This window comes from Fulvimonas soli, from assembly GCF_003148905.1.
Classification (GTDB): Bacteria; Pseudomonadota; Gammaproteobacteria; order Xanthomonadales; family Rhodanobacteraceae; genus Fulvimonas; species Fulvimonas soli.
Genome location: NZ_QGHC01000013.1, coordinates 54,085 through 78,677 on the forward strand (window position 1 = coordinate 54,085; position 24,593 = coordinate 78,677).

At 69.4% G+C, this 24,593-nt stretch carries 22 protein-coding genes; 3 read left to right on the plus strand and 19 right to left on the minus strand.

The features are described from left to right. Positions 1–82 precede the first annotated feature (82 nt). From C7456_RS14445 to C7456_RS14470, 6 genes are read right to left on the minus strand one after another with little or no spacing between them, the layout of a single operon-like run. Positions 83–520 (minus strand): hypothetical protein, encoded by a 438-nt coding sequence (locus C7456_RS14445; protein WP_109724508.1) that lies wholly within the window; start codon positions 518–520, stop codon positions 83–85. Positions 521–565: 45 nt separating this feature from the next. Continuing rightward, positions 566–2,710, minus strand: coding sequence for a type IV pilus secretin PilQ (locus C7456_RS14450; RefSeq protein ID WP_109724509.1), 2,145 nt, complete (start codon positions 2,708–2,710; stop codon positions 566–568). A 54-nt stretch (positions 2,711–2,764) separates the two neighbouring features. Further along, complete coding sequence (locus C7456_RS14455; protein WP_109724510.1) at positions 2,765–3,307, minus strand: pilus assembly protein PilP; 543 nt, start codon at positions 3,305–3,307, stop codon at positions 2,765–2,767. Next, positions 3,304–3,963, minus strand: coding sequence for a type IV pilus inner membrane component PilO (locus C7456_RS14460; protein WP_109724511.1), 660 nt, complete (start codon positions 3,961–3,963; stop codon positions 3,304–3,306). Before C7456_RS14460 ends, C7456_RS14455 begins: the two co-directional genes overlap by 4 nt. Then, positions 3,960–4,688, minus strand: coding sequence for a PilN domain-containing protein (locus tag C7456_RS14465; protein WP_109724512.1), 729 nt, complete (start codon positions 4,686–4,688; stop codon positions 3,960–3,962). Before C7456_RS14465 ends, C7456_RS14460 begins: the two co-directional genes overlap by 4 nt. Continuing rightward, positions 4,688–5,746: a pilus assembly protein PilM gene (locus tag C7456_RS14470; RefSeq protein ID WP_109724513.1), complete on the minus strand. Its 1,059-nt coding sequence runs from the start codon at positions 5,744–5,746 to the stop codon at positions 4,688–4,690. The genes C7456_RS14465 and C7456_RS14470 overlap by 1 nt, the downstream gene beginning before the upstream one ends. A 250-nt stretch (positions 5,747–5,996) precedes the next feature. Here C7456_RS14470 and C7456_RS14475 point away from each other — a divergent pair, with 250 nt between their 5' ends. Continuing rightward, positions 5,997–8,525: a penicillin-binding protein 1A gene (locus tag C7456_RS14475; protein WP_109724514.1), complete on the plus strand. Its 2,529-nt coding sequence runs from the start codon at positions 5,997–5,999 to the stop codon at positions 8,523–8,525. Between the two features lie 133 nt (positions 8,526–8,658). Continuing rightward, entirely contained in the window at positions 8,659–9,333 is a 675-nt protein-coding gene (locus C7456_RS14480) for a hypothetical protein (protein WP_109724515.1), read from the plus strand. Positions 9,334–9,714: 381 nt separating this feature from the next. On the opposite strand, the gene C7456_RS14485 is transcribed toward C7456_RS14480, so the two are convergent. The 7 genes from C7456_RS14485 to rpoZ all read right to left on the minus strand — a co-directional run bounded on the left by C7456_RS14485 (position 9,715) and on the right by rpoZ (position 18,321). Next, the gene (locus C7456_RS14485; protein WP_109724516.1) at positions 9,715–11,010 is read right to left on the minus strand and encodes a citrate synthase; all 1,296 of its coding nucleotides are present in this window, start codon (positions 11,008–11,010) and stop codon (positions 9,715–9,717) included. 250 nt (positions 11,011–11,260) lie between these two features. After that, complete coding sequence (locus C7456_RS14490) at positions 11,261–11,506, minus strand: type B 50S ribosomal protein L31 (RefSeq protein ID WP_109724517.1); 246 nt, start codon at positions 11,504–11,506, stop codon at positions 11,261–11,263. Positions 11,507–11,677: 171 nt separating this feature from the next. Further along, a complete protein-coding gene (locus tag C7456_RS14495; RefSeq protein ID WP_109724518.1) occupies positions 11,678–12,622 on the minus strand; it encodes a nucleoside hydrolase in 945 nt (314 codons plus the stop codon). Positions 12,623–12,818: 196 nt separating this feature from the next. Then, positions 12,819–14,924, minus strand: coding sequence for an ATP-dependent DNA helicase RecG (gene recG, locus C7456_RS14500; RefSeq protein ID WP_109724519.1), 2,106 nt, complete (start codon positions 14,922–14,924; stop codon positions 12,819–12,821). Between the two features lie 59 nt (positions 14,925–14,983). Next, complete coding sequence (locus C7456_RS14505; protein ID WP_109724520.1) at positions 14,984–15,367, minus strand: RidA family protein; 384 nt, start codon at positions 15,365–15,367, stop codon at positions 14,984–14,986. Positions 15,368–15,734: 367 nt separating this feature from the next. Beyond that, positions 15,735–17,900: a RelA/SpoT family protein gene (locus tag C7456_RS14510; protein WP_109724521.1), complete on the minus strand. Its 2,166-nt coding sequence runs from the start codon at positions 17,898–17,900 to the stop codon at positions 15,735–15,737. Between the two features lie 130 nt (positions 17,901–18,030). Continuing rightward, a complete protein-coding gene (rpoZ, locus tag C7456_RS14515; protein ID WP_109724522.1) occupies positions 18,031–18,321 on the minus strand; it encodes a DNA-directed RNA polymerase subunit omega in 291 nt (96 codons plus the stop codon). A 183-nt stretch (positions 18,322–18,504) separates the two neighbouring features. On the opposite strand from rpoZ, the gene C7456_RS14520 reads away from it, so the two are divergent. Beyond that, positions 18,505–19,365 carry an MlaA family lipoprotein gene (locus C7456_RS14520; RefSeq protein WP_245889886.1) on the plus strand — a complete coding sequence of 287 codons (861 nt, stop codon included), beginning with the start codon at positions 18,505–18,507 and terminating at the stop codon, positions 19,363–19,365. Positions 19,366–19,432: 67 nt separating this feature from the next. On the opposite strand, the gene C7456_RS14525 is transcribed toward C7456_RS14520, so the two are convergent. From C7456_RS14525 to gmk, 6 genes are all read right to left on the minus strand, one after another. Continuing rightward, positions 19,433–19,732 (minus strand): STAS domain-containing protein, encoded by a 300-nt coding sequence (locus tag C7456_RS14525; protein WP_109724524.1) that lies wholly within the window; start codon positions 19,730–19,732, stop codon positions 19,433–19,435. Next, positions 19,729–20,403: an MlaC/ttg2D family ABC transporter substrate-binding protein gene (locus tag C7456_RS14530; RefSeq protein WP_109724534.1), complete on the minus strand. Its 675-nt coding sequence runs from the start codon at positions 20,401–20,403 to the stop codon at positions 19,729–19,731. Before C7456_RS14530 ends, C7456_RS14525 begins: the two co-directional genes overlap by 4 nt. Positions 20,404–20,432: 29 nt before the next feature. Beyond that, the gene (gene mlaD, locus C7456_RS14535) at positions 20,433–21,296 is read right to left on the minus strand and encodes an outer membrane lipid asymmetry maintenance protein MlaD (protein WP_109724525.1); all 864 of its coding nucleotides are present in this window, start codon (positions 21,294–21,296) and stop codon (positions 20,433–20,435) included. Positions 21,297–21,339: 43 nt separating this feature from the next. Further along, a complete protein-coding gene (mlaE, locus tag C7456_RS14540) occupies positions 21,340–22,113 on the minus strand; it encodes a lipid asymmetry maintenance ABC transporter permease subunit MlaE (RefSeq protein ID WP_109724526.1) in 774 nt (257 codons plus the stop codon). After that, positions 22,110–22,946, minus strand: coding sequence for an ABC transporter ATP-binding protein (locus C7456_RS14545; protein ID WP_109724527.1), 837 nt, complete (start codon positions 22,944–22,946; stop codon positions 22,110–22,112). The genes mlaE and C7456_RS14545 overlap by 4 nt, the downstream gene beginning before the upstream one ends. Positions 22,947–23,014: 68 nt before the next feature. Beyond that, positions 23,015–23,638, minus strand: coding sequence for a guanylate kinase (gene gmk / locus C7456_RS14550; RefSeq protein WP_109724528.1), 624 nt, complete (start codon positions 23,636–23,638; stop codon positions 23,015–23,017). Positions 23,639–24,593 lie beyond the last annotated feature (955 nt).

Consider the following 24,593-nt stretch of genomic DNA (forward strand, 5'->3'; position numbering starts at 1 on the left):
ACTAAACGAAAGTTTCACTACCTGGAACTCTAAACAAAGAAAGGGATGGCCCTGCCATCCCTTTCTCAATCACCCATTCAAATCAACTGTCCCTGCGCAAAACAATGACCGTAGGATTTCCCTCTGGAGGAATGCCGCCAGGATGGTAACCGCATTTAGAGGTGTCATACCTATATTCGACTGGCGTCCATCCGATTGGCCACGTCCAACCATTCCAACACACCTGCATGACCGACCCAACAGGCATATCAAGAAAATAGGTCATCTCCCTCCAGTTTGGAGACGGCAACCCACCGGGCGGAGCGCACCAAATATTCCAAATTTCATTGGTTTCAATCCAGCCTGTAGTTATTTGCGGAGGAAATTTAACGGGCTGATGTGTTTGCTGATCATAAATACATCCAGATAAAGTTGGCGCGCCGTTTTGGCCAACACCAGGCGTCGGATCGGCCGCCCTCGTTTCCATCGAGACAAGGACGAGCGCAATTACTGCACAACTCATTAGGAATTTCTGTTTCATGACTACCTCCGTAGTGATGATTCATCTTCCCCCTTGAACTTTCCGTCATTGCAGAATATCGCTAAGAATTCGTGGAGTAACGAATATCAATAGCTCAGCCTTATCATTCTGACGAGTGGTTTTACGGAACAAGATTCCAACACCAGGAATATCACCCAATCCCGGAACCTTGGTTATGGAATTATTTTTCGTAATCTCATAGATACCACCCAGCACCACTGTCTGTCCATTATCGACTAATACTGATGTATTCAATTCGCGGGTACTGATTTGTGGCACCTGTCCACTGCCCGGAGCATCGACAAATTTTTCCAGCGCGTCTTTCTTCACGTTTATCTGCAGATAAACGCGATTATCGGCGGTGATTGTCGGCGTGACGCGCAGTTCAAGTACGGCGTCCTTGAACTGCACGGTGGCGGTGCCGCTACCTGCCGCGCCGGTGGCGCTGTTCTGGTAAGTGACGTAACCAATTTCGTCGCCCTGCCGAATCACCGCCTCCTGCTGGTTGGCGGTGATCACGCGTGGGCTGGACACCACCTCGCCGCGGCCTTCGGTCTGCGCCGCCGAGAGCTCCAGGTCCACGGCGTAGTTGGCGCCGAGGATGGCCAGGCCGAAGGAGCCGCCGGTCGCCGTGGCGGGGAGGTTGACGTTGAGCCCACTGCCGTCGGCGGGGAAGGCCACGCCCGTGGTCGTACCGTTGCCAAGGTCATGGCCGCCGGTGGAGATGACGTTGCCGCCGGAGGTCGTATGCCTGGCCTGGATGCCGAACTTGGCACCCAGGTCGCGGGTGAAGTCGTCGGTGGCGACCACGATGCGCGACTCGATCAGCACCTGCTGTACCGGCCTGTCGAGCACGGCGATCAGGTCGCGCAGCTGCTTGATCTTCTCCGGGTTGTCGTTGATCAGCAGGGTGTTGGTGCGGATGTCGTAGGACACGCTGCCGCGCGGAGAGAGGAAGCCGCGGCTGCCGTTGCTGCCGCCACCACCGTTGCCCTGCAGGCTGCCCTGGGTCAGCAGCTTGGCGATGTCGGCGGCCTTGCCGTAGCTGATCGGCACGTAGTCGGTGACCAGCTCGGCGTTGTCCTCGGCCTTGATGCGCGCGTCGGCCACGCTCTGCTCGTAGTCGGCCAGCTCCTTCTGCGGGGCGATCCAGATCACGTTGCCGTTGCGGCGCTTGTCCAGGCTCTTGGCGCGCAGGATCACGTCCAGCGCCTGGTCCCACGGCACGTTGACCAGGCGCAGGGTGATGCTGCCGCCCACGGTGTCGGAGGCGACCAGGTTGAGGCCGGAGACGTCGGCCAGCAGCTGCAGCGCCGAGCGCACCGGGATGTCCTGCATGTTGAAGGTGACGCGGTTGCCGGTGTAGACCGGCTCCTGGCCCTTGGCCAGCTTGGCGGCCTCGGCGGGCGTGGTCTTCTTCGGCGCGACTTCCACCACGTACTGGTCGGCGGTCTGGTAGGAGGAGGTCTCCACCTTGCCCTTGAACGCGATCTCGACGCGCGCGCCGCCCGCCGTGTTGGCCTTGCTGGAGACGTACTGCACCGGCGTGGCGAAATCGAGCACGTCCAGCCGCTGCGCCAGGTTGGCGGGCAGGTTCACGTGGTCGAGGTTGACCACCAGGGTGTCGCCCTGGCGCTTCATGTCGGCGTTGGCGCCGGGGCCGGCGAAGCTGATCAGCACCCGGCCCTCGCCGTTGGGGCCGCGGCGGAAGTCGATGTTCGACACGGCCGGGCCGTTCATCGCCGACGGCAGCGCCTTGGACGGGTCGATCGTCGCCGCCGTGGTGGTGGTCTGCGCCGCGGTGCCGTTGTTGATCGTCAGCACCAGGCTGTCGCCCTCGACGCGGGCGCGGTAGGTGGACTCGCGCATCAGCTCGACCACCACGCGGGTGCGCCCGCCGGCGGCCACCGCCGACACGCCGGCGGTCGAGCCCTTGCCGATGTCCAGGTGGCGCGCGGCGGCGTTGTCGGTGTCGTCGAAGTCGAGCGCGATCCGCGGCGGGTTGCCGGTGGTGAAGATCTTCGGCTGCGGCACCGGGCCCTGGGCGAAGTTCATGTGCAGCTCGACGCGGCCGCCGGGCAGCGGTTCGTAGCTGATGTCCTTCAGGGTGGTGGTGGCCAGCGCGGCGCCGGCCCACAGGATGCCGACGGCCAGCAGGCCCATCGAAAGGCAACGGCTCGCTTGGCGCATGACACGGCCCCGGACAGGTTTGGTTTGGTTGCTCATTGCATCAGCCCCTGATTCCTATTTCTCGCCGAGCGCGATGCTGGCCGAACGTTCCATCCAGCCACCATTGCCATTGGAAACCAGCTCGACCAGGTCGATGTGGTCATCCGCAATGGCGGTGACGCGACCGTAGTTCTGCCCCATGTATTCGTTGCGGTGGACGCGGTGGATCACGCCGCCCGGGTCCTTGATCAGCACTTCCATGCCGGGTCCGGAGCCGATCGTGCCGACCATCTTCAGGCTGTCCAGCGCGAACAGTTCCAGCGGCTCCTTGGGCCGGTTCTCGTCCGGCCGCGGGCCCGTGCTGGCGCTGTTCTGCTGCAGCTCGGCGGTGCTCGGGCTGAACGGGTCGCGCTGGTCCTGGTCGTTGTACTGGAAGGTCTCGAAGGTCTTGATCACCGGCAGCGGCGGGATCGGCGCGCCCTTCTTCGCCTGCTCCTGCGCGACCCAGTCGTGCAGGTCGGACATGCCGCGGGTGCAGCCGCCCAGCGCCAGCACGGCGGCGAGCGCCAGGGCCGCGCGGGTCCAGCGGGCCGGATTGATGGCGACGAAGCCGCTCATTTGCCACCTCCTGCCTGGCCGCCGTGCGCCCCGGGACGGTTCGCTTCCTTCGCGGCGGCGCTTTCGTCGTCTTCGAGATAGCGGTAGGTCTTCACCGTGCCCTGCAGCACCAGCTGGCCGCTGCCCTTGTCCTTGGGGGTCAGGGACACGTCGTGCAGGGTGAGGATCACCACGCGCGGCAGCGAGGCCACGCCGCTGATGAAGGTGCCGAACTGGTGGTAGGTGCCGACCATCTTCAGCTGGATCGGCTTCTCGGCGTAGAACTCCTTGGGCGTTTCCGGGCCCGGCTGGAACACCTCCGGCTCCAGGCCCGCCGACAGCGCGGTCTGCGAGATGTCCACCAGCAGCTCCGGCATCTCGGTCTTGCTGGGCAGCTGGCGCAGCAGCTGGCGCAGCATGTCCTGCATCTCGTCGAGCTGCTGCTGCAGGGCCTCCAGGTTCACCGCCTTGGCCTGCTTCTGCGAGAACTCCTGCTTGAGCTGCTCCTCCTTGGTCGCCAGCGAGCTCAGCTCGTCCTGCTGGTCGCTGATCTTGAGGTACCAGCCCAGGAAGACCACCACCGCGAACAGCAGCACGATGAAGAACACCTTGACCGACCTCGGCCAGCCGCCGATGTTGTTGCGGTCGAGGTTGCGCAGATCGTCGAGGAACTTCATGGCCTGGCCCCTCCCGTCGGCGCGGCTGCAGTGGGCTTGGCGGCGCCGCCTCCGGCCGGGGCCGGCGCGGGCTTCGCCGTGCCGGCGGCAGCCGGCGGCGCGGCCGGCGCGGCGTTCGCGGGAGCCGCCGCGCTGCCGCCCGCGGCGGGCAGCAGCGGCATGGCGTTGGCGTTCTCGTCCTGCTTGGGCTTGCTCAGCGCCACGTCCAGGCCGAACACGTAGGGCATGCGGCTGTCGCCGTGGGTGTTCTCGGTCTTGCGCAGGTCGGCGTGGCCCATCCACGGCGAGGCCTCGATGTTGCGCATGTACTCGGCCACGCTGGAGTTGGACTGCGCCACGCCGTCCAGCGACATCGAGTCGCCGCTCTGCTTGAGGCCGGTCAGCCGCGCGCTGGCGGGGATGGTCTTCACCAGCTCGTCGAACAGGTGGACCATCTGCGAGCGGTTGGCCTGCAGCTGCTCGATGATCTCCTTGCGCGCCAGCAGGCGCTGGCGGACCTTCTCCAGGTCCTTGATCTTGGCGATCTTCTCGTCGAGCTGCTTGATCTGCCCCTGCAGGTAGGCGTTGCGCTCGTTCTGGTTGTCGATGCGCTGGCCCATCCAGAACGCCCACAGCAGCAGGCACAGCAGCGCCGCCACGAAGGCCGCGCCCAGCTGCAGGAAGAACTCGCGCTCGCGCTGCTTGCGGCGCTCGGCGCGCCACGGAAGAAGGTTGATGTGTGCCATCAGTCGAAGCTCCTCAGGGCGAGCCCGACCGCGATCATCAGCGCGGGAGCGTCCTGCGCCAGCGATTGCGCCTGCACCCGCGGCGACAGCGACATGCGGGCCAGCGGGTTGGCCACCACGCAGGGCACGCCGAGCTGCTCCTCCAGCATCGGCCCGAGGCCCTCGATGGAGGCGCAGCCGCCGGCCAGCACCACCTGGTCGACCTTGCTGTACTCGCTGCCGGCGAAGAAGAACTGCAGCAGGCGGCTGATCTGCTGGATCAGCGCCTCCTTGAACGGCTCCAGCGCCTCGCTCTCGTAGGATTCGGGCAGGCCGCCCTTGCGCTTGGCGCGCCCGGCCTCCTCGTAGGACAGGCCGTAGCGGCGCATGATCTCGTCGGTGAGCTGCTTGCCGCCGAACACCTGCTCGCGCGAGTAGATGGTGCGCTGGTTGCGCAGCACCGAGAGCGTGGTCATGGTGGCGCCGATGTCCACCACGGCGACCAGCGCGTCGCGGCCGACGTTGAGCTGGTCGGCCAGCAGGGTGAAGGCGTTCTCCAGCGCGAAGGCCTCCACGTCGATCACCTGCGCCTTGAGGCCGCCCAGGTCCAGCGCGGCCACGCGCATGTCGACGTTCTCGGTGCGCGAGGCCGCCAGCAGCACGTTGTTCATCTCGGGGTTGTCGCGCACCGGGCCGAGCACCTCGAAGTCGAGGCTGACCTCGTCGATCGGGTACGGGATGTACTGGTTGGCCTCGACCTGGATCTGCCCTTCCAGGTCGTCATCGGACAGGTCGGCCGACATCGGCACGATGCGGGTGATCACCGCCGAGCCGGCCACCGCCGCCGCGGCGTGCTTGAGCTTGGAGCCGGACCGGGCCAGCGCCCGCCGGATCGCCTCGCCCACCGCCTCGACCTCGACGATGTTCTTCTCGACCACCGCATTGGGGGGCAGCGGCTCCACCGCGTAATGCTCGACGCGATAGCGGCCACCCGCCTGGCTGAGCTGCAGCAGCTTGACCGCGGTCGAACTGATGTCGACGCCGATCAGCGGCGGCTTCTTGGGTGTAAAGAGCCCCACGATTTTCCCCCTTTCCCCTGGCGCCCCGGAACCGGATACCGGCGGATGCGCTGGGGCATTAAATCCAAAAAATAACGCAATGGCAACGGCCTACGCGCACTTTCTCAACTATTGGGCGTGATGACCGCCACATTTGGGCCATCGGCGGCAATGGCCTGTTTTTTGCTCTGGGCCGCCGTGCTCATGTGGGGAATACTGCAACATCTATACTCTGTCCGGTTTGACTCACGTCTCGCTCTTCCCAAAAGCCATGCGAATTCTGAAGCGTCTGCTGCGCTGGGCCCTGATCCTGGCCTTCACCGGGCTGTTGCTCGCCGTGCTGGCCGTGGGCGTGGCCTACTGGCTGATCGCGCCGCGGCTGCCTTCGGTGTCGCAGCTGAAGGACTACCACATGCAGGTGCCGCTGCGGGTGCTGAGCGCGGACGGCAAGCTGATCGCCAGCTTCGGCGAGACGCGGCGCATCCCGGTCGACATCGCCCACGTGCCCGACCGGCTCAAGCACGCCGTGCTGGCCGCCGAGGACGCCGACTTCTACAGCCACCCCGGCGTGGACTGGCACGGCATCGCCCGCGCCGGCTGGCACGTGCTGATCTCCGGCGGCGACAAGGGCCCGGGCGGCTCCACCATCACCCAGCAGGTGGCGCGCAACTTCTTCCTCAGCCCGGAGAAGCTCTACTCGCGCAAGCTCACCGAGATCTTCATCGCGCTGCGCATGGAGAACGAGCTCAGCAAGGACCAGATCCTGGAGCTCTACCTCAACAAGATGTTCCTGGGCCACCGCTCCTACGGCGTGGCCGCGGCGGCCGAGTACTACTACGGCAAGACCCTGGACCAGCTGACCGTGGCGCAGTGCGCCACCCTCGCCTCCACCTTCCAGCTGCCCTCGGTGGTCAACCCCATCAACAACCCCAAGCGCATGCTCGCCCGGCGCAACTGGGTGCTGGGGCAGATGCTGGAGCACCGCTACATCGGCCAGGCCGAGTACCAGCAGGCGATCGCCGAGCCCAACGACGCCTACCCGCACGAGCAGCCGATCGAGGTGGACGCGCCCTACCTGGCCGAGATGGTGCGCCAGCAGGCGCTGGACCGCCTCGGCAACGACGCGCTCACCGAGGGCTACGTGGTCAGGACCACGCTCGACAGTACGCGCCAGCAGGCGGCGACCGAGGCGGTGCGCAAGGGCCTGGTGGACTACGACCACCGCCACGGCTGGCGCGGCCCGGAGGCGCACCAGGAGCTGGCGCCGGACGCCGGCGCGGCGGACTTCGACCGCATCCTCGCCGGCTACACCGACCTGGCCGGCATGCAGCCGGCGCTGGTCACCGCCAGCTCGGCGACGCAGGCCACGCTCTACCTGGCCAGCCGCGACAGCGTCACGCTCGACCTCGCCGCGATGGCGTGGGCGCGCCCGTACATCAGCGAGACCCGGGTCGGCGCCGCGCCGAGGGCGGTGGACGCCGTGCTCAAGCGCGGCGACATCGTGCGCCTGGCGCGCGACGGCGACGGCAAGTGGCAGCTGACCCAGCTGCCGGCCGTGCAGGGCGCGCTGGTCTCGCTCAACCCCGAGGACGGCGCGGTGCAGGCCCTGGTGGGCGGCTTCAACTTCCTGCGCAGCAAGTTCAACCGCGCGGTGATGGCGGCGCGCCAGCCCGGCTCCAGCTTCAAGCCCTACATCTACTCGGCGGCGTTCGAGCGCGGCTTCACCCCCGCCTCGATCGTCAACGACGCCCCGCTCGCCCTGCCCGACCCGTCGCGCCCGGGCGGCCTGTGGACGCCCTCCAACGACGACGACAAGTTCGACGGCCCGATCCGCCTGCGCGAGGCGCTGGTGCAGTCGAAGAACCTGGTCTCGGTGCGCCTGCTGGACGCCATCGGCGTGCGCTACGCGCGCGACTACGTCACCCGCTTCGGCTTCCCGCTCGACGCGCTGCCCAACAACCTGTCGATGGCGCTGGGCACCGCCTCGGTCTCGCCGATGAGCATGGCGCGCGGCTACGCGGTGTTCGCCAACGGCGGCTACCTGGTCACGCCCTACTTCATCAGCGAGATCGACGACCGCGACGGCAAGCCGGTCTACGTCGCCAACCCGGCCCGCGCCTGCCGCACCTGCCAGGAGCGCCTGCTCAATCCGACCCCGCCGGGCCCGCCGCCGCCCGACGCCGCCAAGGCCCCGGGCAACGCGGTGGTGGCCTCCGCCGCCTCCGCGGCGGCCGCGCCGGCCACCACCGCGCCGCTGCCCGCGGACGCGCACGCCGCCGGCGAGCATGCGCCGGAGCTCGCCCCGCACGTGATCGACGTGCGCAACGACTACCTGGTCACCTCGCTGATGAAGGACGTGATCCTGCGCGGCACCGGCTTCGCCGCCAAGGCGCTGGGCCGCGACGACCTGGCCGGCAAGACCGGCTCCACCAACGACCACCGCGACGCCTGGTTCGTCGGCTTCGACACCGGCGTGGTCAGCGCGGTGTGGGTCGGCTTCGACGACTTCAGCTCGCTGGGCAAGGCGCGCGGCGTGGGCGAGTTCGGCGCGCAGGCCGCGCTGCCGATCTGGATGGACTACATGCGGGTGGCGCTCAAGGACGCGCCGTCGGCCGCGCTGCCGATGCCGCCCGGCATCAGCACCGTGCTGATCAACCGCTCCAGCGGCCTGCCCACCACGCCGGAAGACCCCAACGCGATGAACGAGATCTTCAAGGTCGAGGACGTGGACCGCCTGCGCGCGCTGGCCACCCAGCAGCAGCAGAACGAGCAGGACCAGCACGCCTACGACATCTTCTGAGCGCGCCGCCGCCGGCACGGCGGCGCGGGCCGGGCCGCAAAAGCTTGCGCGCGGCGCGCGGGCCATGCCCGGTTACTTCCCGCCATGCGATTGCGGTAGCCTTGGCCGCGCAGCGCTGGGAAGGAGGAGCACCATGGCACGCGGCGAACACCATCGCATCCATGCCCAGGACCGCATGCAGCGCAACCGCCTGCGGGTCGCCCAGGAGGCCGCCCGCCTGATGAGCGAGCACGGCATCCGCGACTTCCACCACGCCAAGCTCAAGGCCGCCGAGCGCCTGGGCGTGCTCGACGCGCAGGCGCTGCCGCGCAACCACGAGGTCGAGCAGGCGCTGCGCGAGCGCCAGCGCATCTTCCAGGCCGACCGCCAGCCGCAGGCGCTGCGCGCCCGCCGCGAGGCCGCGGTGGAGGCGATGCGCTTCCTCGCCCGCTTCGATCCGCGCCTGGTCGGCGCGGTGCTCGACGGCACCGCCGACGAGCACTCGGCGGTGTGCCTGCACGTGTTCAGCGACGACCCGGACGCGGTGGCGCTGTTCCTGCGCGAGCACGGCGTGCCGGCGGAGACGCAGACCCGCCGCCTGCGCGTCAGCCGCGACATGCAGGCGGAATACCCGGTGCTGCTGTTCGCCGCCGACGGCCTGCCGTTCGACCTCACCGTGCTGCCGCGCAACGCGCTGCGCCAGGCGCCGCTGGACCGCATCGACGAGAAGCCGATGCGCCGCGCCTCGCTGGCCGGCGTGGAGGAACTGCTGGCCGCGCCGGACGGGGACGACGAGTTCGAGCGGATACTGGCTGCCGTGCGGCGGTGACCGTTCGCGGTTGCTGCGCCTTTCCCATCGAGGCATCGAAGCAAGGTCGCCGCAACGCCGGCTTGTCGCGCCTCCTCTCCCCTCCGGGGAGAAGGAATGAGGTGAGGGGGCAAGCTCGCGGGTACGCTGATCGACTCGCAGCGCATGCCGATCGACGGGCACGCTTTATCGGCAGCCCTTTCGCGGTATGGCCCCTCACCCCGGCCCTCTCCCCGGAGGGGAGAGGGCGCAAGGCCCGCATCGTGGCGCCAGGTTGCGGTGCGCCTCTCTCTACGGAGAGGCCATCGTTCCGGAGGAAGCAACGCACGAGGCAAGCCCCCAACGAAAAACGCCCCGGCATGGCCGGGGCGTTTCGCGTCCTGCGGGCGGAAGGCCGGTCGCTCAGCGCTTGTCCGCCGGCACGTAGTCGCGCACGCCCGAGCCCACGTAGAGCTGGCGCGGACGGCCGATGCGCGAGCCGGGGGTCTCGTGCTGCTCGATCCAGTGCGCGATCCAGCCCGCGGTGCGGGCGATGGCGAACATCACCGTGAACATCTCGGTGGGGATGTTCAGCGCCTTGTAGATGATGCCCGAGTAGAAGTCGACGTTCGGGTACAGCTTGCGCTCGACGAAGTAGTCGTCCTTCAGCGCCGCCTCCTCCAGCTTCACCGCCACTTCCAGCAGCGGGTCGTTCACGCCCAGCTCGCCCAGCACCTTGTGGGTCATCTCGCGGATGATCTTGGCGCGCGGGTCGAAGTTCTTGTAGACGCGGTGGCCGAAGCCCATCAGGCGGAAGTTGTCGTTCTTGTCCTTGGCGCGCAGCACGGCCTTCTCGACCTGGTCCGGCGTGCCGATCTCCTCCAGCATCTTCAGCACCGCCTCGTTGGCGCCGCCGTGCGCGGGGCCCCACAGCGCGGTGATGCCCGCGGCGATCGAGGCGTACGGGTTGGCGCCGGTGGAGCCGACCAGGCGCACCGTCGAGGTGGAGGCGTTCTGCTCGTGGTCGGCGTGCAGGATGAACAGCAGGTCCAGCGCCTTGGCCGCCACCGGGTTGAGCTGCAGCGGCTCGCTCGGCACCTCGAACATCATGTGCAGGAAGCGGCTGACGTACTCGAGGTTGTTGCGCGGGTAGCGGAACGGCCAGCCGATCGAGTAGCGGTAGCAGGCCGCGGCGATGGTCGGCATCTTGGCGATCAGGCGGATCGCGGCGAGCTTGCGGTCCTCCGGGTCGTCCACGTTCAGGTCGTCGTGGTAGAACGCCGACAGCGAGGCCACCGCGGCGGCCAGCATCGCCATCGGGTGCGCGTCGTGGTGGAAGCCCTGGAAGAAGTTCTTCAGCGACTCGTGCATCATCGTGTGATGCGTGATCTGGTGCTCGAAGGCGGCGAACTCGTCCTTCTTCGGCAGCTCGCCGTGGAGCAGCAGGTAGGCCACCTCGAGGAAGCTGGACTTCTCCGCCAGCTGCTCGATCGGGTAGCCGCGGTACAGCAGCACGCCCTGGTCGCCGTCGATGTAGGTGATCGCGCTCTTGGTGCTGGCGGTGGCGCCGAAGCCCGGGTCGAAGGTGAAGTGGCCGGTGTCCTTGTACAGCGTGGACAGGTCGATGCAGGCCGGGCCGAGCGTGCCGCTCAGCAGGGGAAGCTCGCTGCTGCGGTGATTCGACTCATCGACCAGCTTGACGGTCTTGGGATCGGACACGGATACCTCCTTCGCATAGGTCGCGCCGGAGCGACCTCGGAAAGGCGCCGGCCGGCGTGGGGATCGGGCACCCGCCGCGGGGGATGGCGGCGGTGCATCCACGCATTATCGCACATCGCCGCCGCGAACATCCGATAGCGGATGGTCGAAAGCCGCTCCCGCGGAGCGCGCAAACGGACACGGGGCGGCCCTTACGGACCACCCCGTGGGAGACCGGCCGGCCGGCCGCCGCGGCGGCCGGCGCAGGCCATCACTTCTGCGCGTAGCGGCGGCGGAACTTGTCGACGCGGCCGCCGGCGTCGATGGTCTTCTGCTTGCCGGTGTAGAACGGATGCGAGTGGCTGGAGATATCCACCTTGACCAGCGGGTACTCGTTGCCGTCCTCCCACTTGATGGTTTCCTTGGTGGCGATCGTCGAACGCGTCAGGAACGCGAAGTCGGACGACAGGTCCTGGAACACCACCGGACGGTAGTTCGGATGGATATCGGGCTTCATGTCGGACTCAAAGCGGTGGGTGAAAAGGACGATATTGTAGAGGGGGGCTTGCGGGTTGCGCAAGATGACGGTCTGGAAGGGACGGGTAGCGAGGGCGCGAGGACCGCGACCGCCCGAAGCCCCCGGCTGGCCGCCCTCGCTACTCGCTACTCGCTACTCGCTACTCGCCCCTCATCCCTCGCCCGCCGCCCCCAGCGCCGCCCGCACCATCGCCCCGAACCGCACCTGGTCCACCTCCAGCACGATGTCGGCGTTGGCCGGGCGGCCCAGCCGGCCGGCCCAGTCCACCACGGTGGCGCCGCGGGTGAGGCGGCCGTCCAGCTCCACCGCCACGTGGCGGCTTTCCCGGCGGGTGACGATGGACGGGTCGATCGCCACCGCCATCGCCAGCGCGTCGGCGGCGATGATGCCGCGGCGCGCCTTGCGCCGGTTGAACGCGCGCGCGGTGCCGAACACGCGGCCGAAGAACCCGGCCCGGGCGTCGCCGGCGGCCAGCCAGCGGTCGAACTCGTCCTCGTCGAAGGCGTGCCGCAGGGTGGCCTCCCAGTCGACCAGCTCGAAATGCGGGAAGGCCTCGAACACCACGTGGGCCGCCTCCGGGTCGAAGCCCACGTTGAACTCGGCCGGCACCTTGTCGGTGTTGCCGTGCCCGGTGACCGCGCCGCCCATCACCACCAGCCGCTTCACCCGCGCGGGCAGCGCGGGGTCCAGCCGCAGCGCCAGCGCCAGGTTGGTCAGCGGCGCCAGCGCCACCAGGGTCAGCTCGCCGGGGCGCTCGCGGGCGAGGCGCAGCAGCGCCAGCGCGGCGGCCTCGTCCGCCGGCGCGGCGGCGGGCGCGGGGAAGCCGACGTCGCCGAAGCCGTCCGCGCCATGCACGAAGGCGGCGTCCTCCTCCGGCGCCCGCACCAGCGGGCCGGGACAACCGGGGAACACCGGCGTGGCCGCGCCGAGCAGGTCCACCAGCGTGCAGGCGTTGCGCACGGTGTGGCCGATGCCGACGTTGCCGGCGGCGATGCTCAGCCCCGCCACGTCGGCGTGCGCGTGCGCCATCAGGATGGCCAGGGCGTCGTCCACGCCGGGGTCGGTGTCGATGAGGAGTTGGGGGCGGGTGGGCATGGGGGATGAGGGGCGAGGGATGAGGGACGAGTAGCGAGGGCGCGATGATCGCGGCCTGCCGTCGGCCTGGAGGGTGCTTTCTACAATAGCGGTTCTTGGCGGCTCACCTGAAGAGGCGGGCGCGCACTGGAGGCACGGGGCCATGCGGCAACGCCGATCCCCGCGCCCTCACCACTCACTACTCGTCCCTGCCCCCTCACGCATGCGCGTAGCGCGCCGCGCCGCCGATCCAGCGCTCGACCAGCGCCTGCGCGCGGCGCGGATGCTCGGCGAGCAGGCGCTCGCCCACCCGCTGCACGCCCGGCAGCAGGTGCGCGTCGCGCGCCAGGTCGGCGATGCGGAAGCTGAGCTGGCCGGTCTGGCGGGTGCCCAGCACCTCGCCGGGGCCGCGCAGCTCCAGGTCCTTCTCGGCGATGCGGAAGCCGTCGGTGGTCTCGCGCATCACGTTGAGCCGCTCGCGCGCGAGCTGCCCCAGCGGCGGCTGGTACAGCAGCACGCAGCTGGACGCCGTGGCGCCGCGCCCCACCCGCCCGCGCAGCTGGTGCAGCTGGGCCAGGCCCAGCCGCTCGCTGTTCTCGATCACCATCAGGCTGGCGTTGGGCACGTCCACGCCCACCTCGATCACCGTGGTGGCGACCAGCACGGCGATGGCGCCGGCCTTGAAGGCGTCCATCGCCGCCTGCTTCTCCTTCGGCTTCATGCGGCCGTGGACCAGCCCGACCGGAAGCCCCGCCAGCGCCGCGGAGAGCTCCGCGTGCGCCACCTCGGCGGCCTGCGCGCGCAGCTGCTCGGACTCCTCGATCAGCGTGCACACCCAGTACGCCTGCCGTCCTTCCGCGCAGGCGGCGCGGATGCGCTCGATCACCTCGGCGCGGCGCGCGTTGGACACCGCCACCGTCCGCACCGGCGTGCGGCCCGGCGGCAGCTCGTCGATCGAGGAGACGTCGAGGTCGGCGTAGGCGGCCATCGCCAGCGTGCGCGGGATCGGCGTGGCGGTGAGCACCAGCTGGTGCGGCACCAGGTCGCCTTCCCGCCCCTTGTCGCGCAGCGCCAGGCGCTGCTGCACGCCGAAGCGGTGCTGCTCGTCGACGATCACCAGCCCCAGCCGCGCGAAGGCGACGCCCTCCTGCATCAGCGCGTGGGTGCCGATCGCCACCGGCGCGCCCTCCGCCACGCGCTGCAGCGCCTGCCGGCGCGCGCGGCCCTGCACCTTGCCGGCCAGCCACTCGACCGCGACGCCGAGCGGCTCCAGCCAGCGGCGGAAGTTGGCCAGGTGCTGCCCGGCCAGCAGCTCGGTGGGCGCCATCAGCGCGACCTGGTGGCCGGCCTCGACCGCCGCCAGCGCCGCCAGCGCCGCGACCAGGGTCTTGCCGGAGCCGACGTCGCCCTGCACCAGCCGCAGCATCGGCCGCGGCCGCGCCAGGTCGGCGGCGACCTCCTCGGCCACGCGCCGCTGCGCGCCGGTCGGCCGGAACGGCAGGGCCTGCAGCAGTTGCCGGCGCAGCGCGCCATCGCCGGCCAGCGCGGGCGCGTGCCGGCGGCGCACCGCCGCGCGCAGGCGCTTCAGGCTCAGGTGCTGGGCCAGCAGCTCCTCGAAGGCCAGCCGCCGCTGCGCCGGATGGCGGCCCTGGGTGAGTTGCGCGAGGTCGGCGTCGGCCGGCGGGCGGTGCACGTACAGCAGTGCCTCGCGCAGCGAGGTCAGGCCCAGCTCGGCGCACAGCGCCGGCGGGATCAGTTCCAGCGACGCCTCCGGCGGCAGCAGCGCCAGCGCCTTGCCGATCACCCCGGCCAGCCGCCTCTGCCCCAGCCCCTCGGTGGCCGGGTAGACCGGGCTGAGCAGCGCCTCCAGCGTTGGCGGCGCGTCGCTGGCCAGGCGCTGGTACTGCGGATGCACCATCTCCAGCCCGGCCGCGCCCAGCCGCACCTCGCCGTAGCACAGCAGGCGCGTGCCGGGCGCGAGCAGCTCGGCCTGCGCGCGGTGGAAATGGAAGAAGCGCAGCAGCAGGGTCTGCCGCGAGTCGTCGCCCAGCGCCACCTTGAGCTGCGGGCGGTAGCGGAAGCCGCGCTCGACCGCCTCGACCACGCCGGCGACCTGCGCGCGCATGCCGGGACGGAGCTCGGCGATCGGCGTGATCCGGGTGCGGTCCTCGTAGCGCAACGGCAGGTGGAACCAGAGGTCCTGCACGCGCTCCAGGCCCAGCCGCGCCAGCGCCTCGGCCAGCGCCGGCCCCACGCCGGGCAGCACGGCCACCGGCGTCGAGCCGGGGTCGGCGGCGGCAGGGACGGCGGCGCGCGCGGGCATGGCGCAAGCCTAGCCGGGCGGATGCGGCAAGGACTGTCGGCGCATGCCGCGGCGGCGCCTCAGTCCAGCACCATCACCGCGTCCACCTCCACCTGCGCGCCCCTGGGCAGGCCGGCGACCTCGATGGTGGAGCGCGCGGGATACGGCTGCGCGAAGTACTCGGCCATCACCGCGTTCACCTCGCCGAAGTGGGCCAGGTCGGTGACGTAGATGCCCACGCGCACGATCTTGTCCAGCGCGCCGCCGGCCGCTTCCGCCACCGCCTTGAGGTTGTCGAACACGCGCCGGGTCTGCGCGGCGATGTCGCCCTCGACCAGCGCGCCGGTGGCCGGGTCGAGCGGGATCTGGCCGGAGAAGTACACGGTGCCGCCGGCGCGCACGGCCTGCGAGTAGGGGCCGATCGCGGCGGGCGCCTGGTCGGTGGCGATGATCTGGCGGGACATGGGGGCCTCGTCGTTGCGGGAAGGCCCGCCAGTCTAGAACGGGACGCGCGCGGCCGACAGCGCGGGGCGCGGCGACGGTTGCGCCCAGGGCACCGTCCCGGCGCGGGCCGGACCAGCGCGCGGCGCGCAGAGCGCGCGGCGCCGGAATGACGAGCGAAAAGCCATGGTTGCGCATGGGTGGGGCGTGCGCAAAAGCGGACCGGCGGCGCGGCATGGCGGGAGCGGGAATGGTCTGCGCATCGCGGCCGGAGGCCGCGATCAATCTGGCCCGAGCCCGCTAACGACCGAGCGCCGCCTCGACCCCCGCCCGCAGTTCATCCCGCCGGCCTTCCTGGCCTCTTTACTCGGAAGATCTCGAACAGGCGCCTCAGAGCGGATAGCGGTAGGCGCCGCTGACCACGCCGGTGCGGCGCACGCGGCGGATCACGTCGGCCAGGTGCTTGCGGTTCTTCACTTCCATGGTGAACAGCAGCGTGGCGGCGGCGGCGTCGCGCTCGACGTATTCCACGTTCTCGATGTTGGAGTCGGCCGCGGCGATCGCCGCGGCGATGGTGGCCAGCACGCCGGGGCGGTTGATCACCTCGATGCGCAGCTCGGCCTTGAAGTCGCCCTGCACGTCGCGGTCCCACTCGATCGCCACGCAGCGCTCGGGCGACTTGCGCAGCTCGGCCACGTTCGGGCACTCCACCCGATGCACCACGATGCCCTTGCCGGGCGACAGGTAGCCGATGATCTCGTCGCCGGGCAGCGGATGGCAGCAGTTGGCGAAGCTGAGCACGCCGCGCTCGGCGCCGGTGATGCGGATCTTCTCGCTGGCGTGCGGCGCCGCCTTGCCCGCGCGCACCTTCTCGCCGCGCGCGGCGACCAGCTGGGTGGCCACCTGGTCGGGCATGCGGTTGCCCAGCGCGATGTCGGCCAGCAGTTCCTCCAGCCGGTGCAGCTTGGAGTCCTGCAGGAAGCGGTCGAGCACCGCCGGCGGGATCGCGTCCAGGCTGCTGCCCAGCGCGTCGAGCGCGCGGTCGAGCATGCGGTGGCCGAAGTCCACCGCGTCCTCGTGCTGCAGGCGCTTGAGGTGCTGGCGGATCGCCGTGCGCGCCTTGCCGGTGACCACGAACTCCAGCCAGGCCGGGTTGGGCAGCGCCGACGGCGCGGTGATGATCTCCACCAGCTGGCCGGACTCCAGCCGCGTGCGCAGCGGCACCAGCTTCTTGTCCACGCGCGCGGCCACCGCGTGGTCGCCCACGTCGGTGTGCACCGCGTAGGCGAAGTCCAGCGCGGTGGCGTTGCGCGGCAGCGAGAGGATGTCGCCGCGCGGGGTGAACAGGTAGACCTCGTCCGGGAACAGGTCGATCTTGACGTTCTCGATGAACTCCGCCGGCGAGGGCGTGTTGGCCTGGCTGTCGGCCAGCGAGGACAGCCACTCGCGCGCGCGCGCCTGCGCGCTGTTGGCCGGGCCGCTCTCGGTCTTGTAGGCCCAGTGCGCGGCCACGCCGCGCTCGGCCACCTGGTCCATCTCCTCGGTGCGCACCTGCACCTCGATCGGCGCGCCGAACGGCCCCAGCAGCACGGTGTGCAGCGACTGGTAGCCGTTGGCCTTGGGGATGGCGATGAAGTCCTTGAAGCGGCGGTCCACCGGCTTGTACAGCGAATGCACCGCGCCCAGCGCCATGTAGCAGCGCATCGCGCTGTCCACCACCACGCGGAAGCCGTACACGTCCATCAGCTGGGCGAAGCTCTTGTGCTCGTTGCGCATCTTCGAATAGATGCTCCACGGCGACTTGATCCGCCCCACCACGCGCGCCGGCAGGTGCTCGGCGGCCAGCCGCGCGGACAGCGCGTTCTCGATCTTCGCCATCGCCTCGCGGCGGTTGCCCAGCGCGGCGCGGATGCGCTCGCTGATCACCCGGTAGCGGTCGGGATAGAGCGCGCGGAAGCCCAGGTCCTGCAGCTCCGCCTTGAACTTGTTCATGCCCAGCCGCTGCGCGATCGGCGCGTAGATCTCCAGCGTCTCGCGCGCGATGCGGCGGCGCGATGCGGCGTCCTTGGCGCCCAGCGTGCGCATGTTGTGCAGGCGGTCGGCCAGCTTGATCAGGATCACGCGCAGGTCGCGCGCCATCGCCAGCAGCATCTTGCGGAAGCTCTCCGCGTCGGCCTCCTGCCGGCTGGAGAAGCGCATCTTGTCCAGCTTGGTGACGCCGTCGACCAGCTCGGCCACGGTCTCGCCGAACTCGCTGGCCAGCTCGGTGCGGCTGAGCGCGGTGTCCTCCAGCGTGTCGTGCAGGATCGCCGCGATGATCGTCTCGGCGTCCAGCCCCAGCTCGGCGAGGATGCCGGCCACGGCGACCGGATGGGTGATGTAGGGCTCGCCGCTCTTGCGCGCCTGGCCCTCGTGCGCGCGGGCGCCCACCTCGTAGGCGCGCAGCACGCGCGCCACCTGCGGCTCGGGCAGGTAGGCGATGCGCTCCTTCAGCGCCAGCACGTAGGGGGGCAGCACGGACGGGTCCGCGGCCGGGGGGGCCGCGGTCGTCGGCATGGGAATGCGCTGCCCGCTCAGGCGGACACCTCGCGCAACGGGCCGCCGGCGCGGGCCGCGCGGCAGGAAAGATGCCCGGCGCCCGCGGGGCCGGGCTTGCGGCGGCGCTGTCGACAGCCGCCGCCGTCCATCAGTCGTCGCCGCCCTTGGACAGGTCGTCGTCCACCTCGGCGGCCGCCCATTCCAGGGCCTCGCGCTCGGCGCGCTCGCGCTCGGCGCGGTCGATCTCGTCGATGGTGGCCTGGTCGATGCGGCGGTCGGCGATCTCGCGCAGGGCGAGCACGGTGGGCTTGTCGTTGTCGGGGTTGACCGCCGGCTCGGCACCCTTCGACAGCTGCCGGGCGCGCTTGGTCGCCATCAGCACCAGTTCGAAACGGTTGTCGACCACCTCGAGGCAGTCTTCCACGGTAATGCGGGCCATGTGAAATCCTCAAGCGATAAAGCGACTTATACGGTTTGACAGTGTAGCCAGCGGGACCTTGGCTGGCAATGCGGCGCGCGCGTATCATGCGCGGTTCAGCGCGGGACAGGGATCGTCATGGACGTGCAAAATACAATACCAGGAAGTACAATTTTGCGTCTTTCCCCGCTGCCTGCTCGCCCCATGCCCCCCTTTCGCCGCCTTCTCTCGCCGAGCCGCTGGATGCCGCTGGTCGCGGTGGCCCTGCTCGCCGGCTGCGCCATCGCCAAGCCGCGTACCGACGACCCGCTGGAGAAGTACAACCGCAAGGTCTACGCCTTCAACGATGCGCTGGACCGGGCGGTGATCCGCCCCGTGGCGGTCGGTTACCGCAAGGTGACCAACCCGCCGGTGCGCCGCTCGATCAGCGACTTCTTCACCAACCTGCGCATGCCGGTCACCATCGCCAACGACCTCCTGCAGGCGCGGCCGAAGCAGGCGCTGAAGAGCAGCGGGCGCTTCCTGGTGAACCTGACGCTGGGCATCGGCGGCTTCTTCGACCCGGCCAGCCAGCTCGGCCTGCCGCTGGAGGACAACGACTTCGGCGTGACCCTCGCGCGCTGGGGCGTGCCGGAGGGCGACTTCCTGATGCTGCCCTTCGTCGGCCCGACCACCGCGCGCGACGTGTGGCGCCTGCCGGTGGACAGCTACTTCTTCGACCCGCTGAGCCGCTACGCCCGCCACCACGACTTCAAGGCCGGCCAGTACTACCTGCCCGAGGTGCTCTACCTGGTCACGCTGCGCGCGCGCGCCATCGACGCCGAGGGCTTCCTGAAGTCGGCCTACGACCCCTACGTGTTCCTGCGCGACGCCTACCGCCAGCAGCGCATCTACGAGATCTACGACGGCAACCCGCCGGCCGAGATCATCGAGCAGATGCAGGGGCTCAAGGACGACGACTTCGACCCGGAGCAGCTGCTCGACGAGCAGCACCAGTGGGAGAACCAGCATCCGGGACAGGCCAACCAGCCGCCGGAAGGCCAGCCGCCGCCGCAGAAGCAGTAGCGCGGCGGCGCGGAAACGGAAAAGGGGCCGCGCGGCCCCTTTTCCGTGCGTGCCGGACGCGCGGGACTCAGCCGGCGAGGGCCTCCACCTCGCACAGCCGCGCCAGCGCGCGCATCCCGGCCGGCATGTTGACCACCTCCAGGCGCCCGCCCCGGCGCGCGGCGTCCGCCTGCACCGCCAGCAGGCAGGCCAGCCCCGCGCTGTCGCTGCGCGCGAGGCCGGCCAGGTCCAGCCGGCGCGGCCGCTCCGCCCGCACCGCGGCGCCGATCTCGCGCAGCGCGGCGGCGGCGGTGGCGAAGCTCAGCTCGCCTTCCAGGCCGAGCGTGCCCGGCGCGGCGCGGGAAAGCCGGAAAGCGCCCTGGCTCATGGCGAGGACGGCGCCTTGCTGTCCTTCTCCAGCGTCTCCAGCGCCTTCTCGCCCTGGGTCTCCAGGTTGGTGATGAGCTGGTCGATGCCGACCTTGCGGATCTCCGCGTCCACCTGGTTGCGGTAGTTGGTGACGTAGGAGATGCCCTCGATGATCACGTCGTAGGCCTTCCAGTCGCCGCTCTTGCTCCTGCGGAAGGCGTAGTCCACCGACACCGTCTTGCCGTCGTCCAGCACCACCTGGGTGCGCACCACGGTGCGCTTCTCGTTGAGGTCGCCGTTGAACGGCAGCACCTTCACCGCGCCCTTGGTGTAGTTGAGCAGGCCCTCGGCGTAGCGGTGGGTGATCGAGTTGTAGAACGCCTTGGCGAAGCGCTCGCGCTGCGCCGGGCTGGCCTCGCGCGCGTGCTGGCCGAGCACCAGGATCGAGGCGTAGTCGATGTCGAAGTGCGGCAGGAACACGTCGTCGATGACCGCGATGAGCTTTTCCTTGTCGTTCTTCAGCTCGTCGCGGTGGCCGGCGATGGTCTTGTCCAGGTCCTTGGTGATCGCCTGCACGACCTGCTCGGGGCTCTGCTGGGAAGCGTCCGCCGATGCGTCCTGGGCGAGGACCGGGGCGGCGGCGAGACTGCCGGCCGCGAGGGCGATGGCGAGGGCCAGACTGCGCAACATGGGGAACTCCTTGTGGGGGAAGGCCGGCATCACTGCTTGCCGGCGGAAGCGTCGGGCGAGGTGCCGGGCTTCTTCTCGCCCGGCGAGCCGTTGACCAGGAACTTGCCGATCAGGTCCTCCAGCTGCATCGCCGACTGGGTCAGCACCAGCTCGTCGCCGTCCTTCAGCATGTCCGGCGAGCCGCCCGGCTGGATCGCAACGTACTGGCTGCCGATCAAACCGCTGGTGAACACCGCGGCGGCCGAGTCGTCGGGGATCTGGTCGTATTTCCTGTCGATCGCCAGGGTGACCACGGCGTCCAGCTTGACCGGGTCGGCCTGCACCGAGGCGACGCTGCCGATCGCCACGCCGGCCATCTTCACCGGCGCGCCCGCCGACAGCGCGCCGACGTTGGAGAAGCGCGCCTTCACCGTGTAGGTGCCGCCCAGGTTGTCCGCCGCGCCGCCGGCGCCGAAGAACTTGCCGAGCATCTCCTCCAGCTGCTGCGCCGGGCGGGTCAGCGCCAGCCTGCCGCCGTCGGCCAGCATCTTCCTGGCGTGGCCGAACTCGATGCCCACGTACTGATCGCCGAGCAGGCCGCTGGTGAAGATGGTGGCGACCGAGTCCTCGGGGATCTTGTCGAAGCGCTTGTCGATGGCCAGCTTCACGTCGGCCGCCTCCTTGCCCGGCGCCAGGTCGATCGACTTCACCTGGCCGACGCGCACGCCCGCCACCTTCACCGGCGCGCGCTCCTTGAGCTGGCCGACGTTGGCGAACTCCACGTCCACCGTGTAGGTGTCGCCCAGCCGCACGTTGGCCACCGAGGTGGTCTGGGTGGCGAGATAGGCCAGCGTGGCGAAGCCGAGCACGATGAACAGGCCGGTGCCGACGGCATAGGATTTTCTCTGGCTCACGACAGCATCCTCGCGGGAATCGAAACGGGTAGTGGCATGGCGCTCACATCAGGAAGGCGGTGAGCACGAAGTCCAGCGCCAGGATGGCGATGGACGAGGCGACCACGGTGCGGGTGGTGGCGTAGGCCACGCCCTCGCTGGTCGGCGGCGTGGTGTAGCCCTGGAACACCGCGATCAGCGACACCACCGCGCCGAACACCAGGCTCTTCCACAGGATGCCGTTGACCACGTCGGTGCGCAGCTCCACCGCGGCGATCATGTTCGACCAGAAGGTGCCGTTGTCGATGCCCAGCCAGCTCACCCCGACCAGGTGGCTGCCGAGCAGCGTGGTGGCGCAGAACACGCAGGCCAGCAGCGGCATCGCGATCAGCCCGCCCAGGAAGCGCGGCGCGGCCACGTAGGCGACCGGGTCCACCGCCATCATTTCCATCGCCGCGAGCTGGTCGGTGGCGCGCATCAGGCCGATCTCGGCGGTGATCGAGGTGCCGGCGCGGCCGGCGAACAGCAGCGCGGTGAGCACCGGCCCCAGCTCGCGGTACACCGCCAGCGCCACCACCTCGCCGGTGGCCGCGGTGCCGCCGAAGATCGACAGCACGTGGTACAGCTGCAGCGCCAGCACCATGCCCACGAACAGGCCGCAGACCATGATGATGGTGAGGCTGAGCGCGCCGATGAACCAGACCTGCCGCACCGTCTCGCGCGCGTGACGCAGGCTGCGCGGGACCGCCGCCAGCAGGGTCAGCAGGAACAGGCCGCAGTCGCCGATCTGCGCCAGCGAGCGCAGCACCACGTTGTCGGAGGCCGCGCGCCCGTTCATGCCGCGCCTCCGGGGAAGCCCAGCGCCTGCGCGTAGTCGCCGGCCGGGTACTGGAACGGCACCGGGCCGTCCGCCTCGCCGCCGAAGAACTGCCGCGTCCACGGCGAGCCGTCGCCGGCGATGGCGTTGGGGTCGCCGTGCGCCACCACCTTGCCGTTGGCGATCAGGTAGATGTGGTCGGCCACCTGCTTGATCGCCTCCAGCTCGTGCGCCACCAGCACGCTGGTCAGGCCCAGCGTCTGGTTGAGCGTGCGGATCAGCTTGAGCACCTGGTTGAGCGCGATCGGGTCCAGGCCCACGAACGGCTCGTCGTAGAGGATCAGCATCGGGTCGAACACGATCGCCCGCGCCAGCGCCACCCGCCGCGCCATGCCGCCGGACAGCTCGCTCGGCATCAGCCCGGCGGCGCCGCGCAGCCCCACCGCCTGCAGCTTGGTCAGCACCACGTTGCGGATCAGCTCCTCCGGCAGGTCGGTGTGCTGGCGCAGCGGGAAGGCCACGTTCTCGAACACGTCGAAGTCGGTGAGCAGCGCGGAGTTCTGGAACAGGTAGCCGATCTTCTCGCGCAGCGCGAACAGCTGCCGGCGGTCGAGCGCCGGCACGTTCACGCCGTCCACCCACACCTCGCCGGCGTCGCCTCGCATCTGCCCGGTGATGTGCTTGAGCAGGGTGGTCTTGCCGGTGCCGCTGGGGCCCATGATGGCGGTGATGCGGCCGCGCGGGATGTCCAGGTCCAGCGCGTCGAAGATGGTCTTGCCGCTGAGCACCGTGGTCAGGCCACGGACGCGCACCAGCGCTTCGTCGTCGGATGGCGTGCGGGCGGAATCGGTCATGGGGGAAGGCTTCGGCCGCGAAGGATGACAAGGTAGCGGAAGCGCCGCGGTGCCGCCACGCGGCACCCTTATGGGGCCAGCAGCTCGGCGATCAAGGTCTCGTGGCGGCGCCACTGCAGGGCGCTGCGCTGGCGCACCGCGCGCACGATCGCCTGCAGGTCGGCCAGCGCGTCCTCGAAGCGGTCGTTGACGATGATGTAGTCGAACTCGTGCGCGTGGGCGATCTCCTCGCGCGAGTTGTGCAGGCGCCGCTCGATCACCTCGGGCGCGTCCGAGCCGCGCCCGCGCAGGCGCCGCTCCAGCTCGGCGCGCGAGGGCGGCAGGATGAACACGCTCACGCAGTCCGGCTTGGCGGCGCGGATCTGCCGCGCGCCCTGCCAGTCGATCTCCAGCAGCACGTCGCGGCCCTGCCCCAGCAGCTCCTGCACGGTGCGGCGCGAGGTGCCGTAGAGGTTGCCGTGCACCTCGGCGTGCTCCAGGAAGATGCCGTCGGCGACCTCGCGCTCGAACTCGGCGCGCTCGACGAAGTAGTAGTGCCGCCCGTACTGCTCGCCCGGCCGCGGCAGCCGCGTGGTGTGCGAGACCGACAGCGAGATCGCCGGCTCGCGCTCCAGCAGCGCGTTGACCAGGGTGGACTTGCCGGCGCCGGAGGGCGCGGCGACCACGAACAGGGTGCCCGCCTCAGCCTGCATGGCGACGCGCGCGTTCGCTTCCTCTCCCCGCCGGGGAGAGGGTCGGGGCGAGGGGCCGCCCTTGGCGGAGCCGCCGGATCGGTGCGCGCGTCCTCATTCGATGTTCTGCACCTGTTCGCGGGCACAGAACGCAACCAGTTGTTTTAGCATGAAATTTTCCTCGACCTCTCGATCAATCCCCCACACGTCCCCCCACTGCACAACCGGGCTTGCATGAGACGTCTTGGAACCAGACTAGACAACGGACCAACGTGGTACGCAGGGCGTGAATTTTAGCAGAGCCAGCCAATACTCAACCGGCTAATTCAGTCGCCCAAAGGCTTTTCGAATATCTGGCTGGCCAACTGACCGTGTCGAGCATCCTTCGGCAATCCCCCCTGCCAAAGGAAAGTGCGCCAGCGCGCCCCTCGGGAGAATTGAGCAGAAAGTCGACCTCGGCCAGGTCGCTGCGCCCAGCGTGCTTCTCGATGATGCGGCTCTTCCAAACATCGGGCGAAGCGTCGCGCAAGGTACCGAAGATGCACTTCAGCTCACCGTCCTCATTCGCCACAGCGTCAGCGGCGGTTCGTATGGCTCGTGTGTGACAACATCGGGCCGATTGAAGTAGGCCGAGCTGGAGATGAGCCGCCCGACGGCATGCCTTGCGGGAAATCCAGTTCGCAGTAGCCACCCGTAACCACCTCAATTCGATCGAGGCAGTTGCATGTAGACATAGGCATGTCGGTCAAGACTGGTCATCGAAGCGCTCCTTACGATGACGGACGCGTTGCAGACATGCGGGCCATCTCCAATTTCTTGCCCCCTCGCCCCACTCCGGGACAGACAATCGATCCAACTCGGCTTCCAGACTTAGCGCTAGATGTGATGTTTCAAGAGGTTGTTCCCCTCTGACCGGAGGGCGAAGCTGATGTCGCCAAACAGCCAGCTTCCATCGGCGAGGGGAACAACATGCACA

What these genes read in the sequence shown, in the direction of transcription:
- C7456_RS14530 (WP_109724534.1), bottom strand. Translation starts at nt 20,403, where the DNA reads ATGTTGCGCAGTCTGGCCCTCGCCATCGCCCTCGCGGCCGGCAGTCTC.
- C7456_RS14465 (WP_109724512.1), bottom strand. Translation starts at nt 4,688, where the DNA reads ATGGCACACATCAACCTTCTTCCGTGGCGCGCCGAGCGCCGCAAGCAG.
- C7456_RS14505 (WP_109724520.1), bottom strand. Translation starts at nt 15,367, where the DNA reads ATGTCCCGCCAGATCATCGCCACCGACCAGGCGCCCGCCGCGATCGGC.
- C7456_RS14495 (WP_109724518.1), bottom strand. Translation starts at nt 12,622, where the DNA reads ATGCCCACCCGCCCCCAACTCCTCATCGACACCGACCCCGGCGTGGAC.
- C7456_RS14520 (WP_245889886.1), top strand. Translation starts at nt 18,505, where the DNA reads ATGCCCCCCTTTCGCCGCCTTCTCTCGCCGAGCCGCTGGATGCCGCTG.
- C7456_RS14525 (WP_109724524.1), bottom strand. Translation starts at nt 19,732, where the DNA reads ATGAGCCAGGGCGCTTTCCGGCTTTCCCGCGCCGCGCCGGGCACGCTC.
- C7456_RS14510 (WP_109724521.1), bottom strand. Translation starts at nt 17,900, where the DNA reads ATGCCGACGACCGCGGCCCCCCCGGCCGCGGACCCGTCCGTGCTGCCC.
- C7456_RS14475 (WP_109724514.1), top strand. Translation starts at nt 5,997, where the DNA reads ATGCGAATTCTGAAGCGTCTGCTGCGCTGGGCCCTGATCCTGGCCTTC.
- recG (WP_109724519.1), bottom strand. Translation starts at nt 14,924, where the DNA reads ATGCCCGCGCGCGCCGCCGTCCCTGCCGCCGCCGACCCCGGCTCGACG.
- mlaE (WP_109724526.1), bottom strand. Translation starts at nt 22,113, where the DNA reads ATGAACGGGCGCGCGGCCTCCGACAACGTGGTGCTGCGCTCGCTGGCG.
- C7456_RS14455 (WP_109724510.1), bottom strand. Translation starts at nt 3,307, where the DNA reads ATGAGCGGCTTCGTCGCCATCAATCCGGCCCGCTGGACCCGCGCGGCC.
- gmk (WP_109724528.1), bottom strand. Translation starts at nt 23,638, where the DNA reads ATGCAGGCTGAGGCGGGCACCCTGTTCGTGGTCGCCGCGCCCTCCGGC.
- rpoZ (WP_109724522.1), bottom strand. Translation starts at nt 18,321, where the DNA reads ATGGCCCGCATTACCGTGGAAGACTGCCTCGAGGTGGTCGACAACCGT.
- C7456_RS14460 (WP_109724511.1), bottom strand. Translation starts at nt 3,963, where the DNA reads ATGAAGTTCCTCGACGATCTGCGCAACCTCGACCGCAACAACATCGGC.
- C7456_RS14490 (WP_109724517.1), bottom strand. Translation starts at nt 11,506, where the DNA reads ATGAAGCCCGATATCCATCCGAACTACCGTCCGGTGGTGTTCCAGGAC.
- C7456_RS14445 (WP_109724508.1), bottom strand. Translation starts at nt 520, where the DNA reads ATGAAACAGAAATTCCTAATGAGTTGTGCAGTAATTGCGCTCGTCCTT.
- C7456_RS14450 (WP_109724509.1), bottom strand. Translation starts at nt 2,710, where the DNA reads ATGCGCCAAGCGAGCCGTTGCCTTTCGATGGGCCTGCTGGCCGTCGGC.
- C7456_RS14545 (WP_109724527.1), bottom strand. Translation starts at nt 22,946, where the DNA reads ATGACCGATTCCGCCCGCACGCCATCCGACGACGAAGCGCTGGTGCGC.
- C7456_RS14480 (WP_109724515.1), top strand. Translation starts at nt 8,659, where the DNA reads ATGGCACGCGGCGAACACCATCGCATCCATGCCCAGGACCGCATGCAG.